We start from the raw sequence: 556 nt of genomic DNA, 5'->3' as shown, positions 1-556 counted from the left end.
CGTCGAGAGGGAGTGGCTGACGATCTCGCCGGCCTTCAGTGTGACACCCATCACCCGCGCATCTGCCCGTATCGGCAGTGCGTCGTCGTCGCCTGACAGGCCGCTGGCCAGAGTGATCAATTGGCCAGCTCGATGGGTGCGCGGAAATGGCTTCGACTGCCAACGAGGCTCTGCGCCAATCTGGTTTGATTCGATCCAGATCTGGTAGAGCTTCAACGGAGTTTTCTCGCGATTGAACTCCTCGTGCCGGATGCCAGATCCGGCACTGATGACTTGCACATCGCCAGCGGCAGTGGCGCCCGCGCCACCTGCGCTGTCCCGATGCGAGACGACGCCTTCGCGTATGTAAGAGATGATCTCGACATCGCGGTGTCCGTGCATTGGAAAGCCAGTCCCAGGCGCAATTTCATCGTCATTCCACACGATCAACGGCCCAAGTGGCAGATGCGCGGAGTTGCCCGTTGGCTTGACGATGAAGTGGTGGCGCGCCTTGAGCCATCCGAGGTGGTGGGCGTCGAGCGTGAGTTTACGTCTGTGCTGGATCATGGTGTCGAGG

The 556-nt window shown here is 60.6% G+C and carries 1 protein-coding gene; it reads right to left on the bottom strand.

The genetic code is table 11. The features are described 5' to 3' along the window. Nucleotides 1-556 (bottom strand): pirin family protein (locus ACXJ3V_RS20555; protein WP_457102209.1); only part of this gene is annotated, 556 nt, incomplete at both ends.

Source organism: Microbacterium sp. P5_E9 (genome assembly GCF_054049175.1).
The sequence above is the reverse complement of the archived record's forward strand: the minus strand, read 5'-3'. Positions and strand labels throughout refer to the sequence as shown.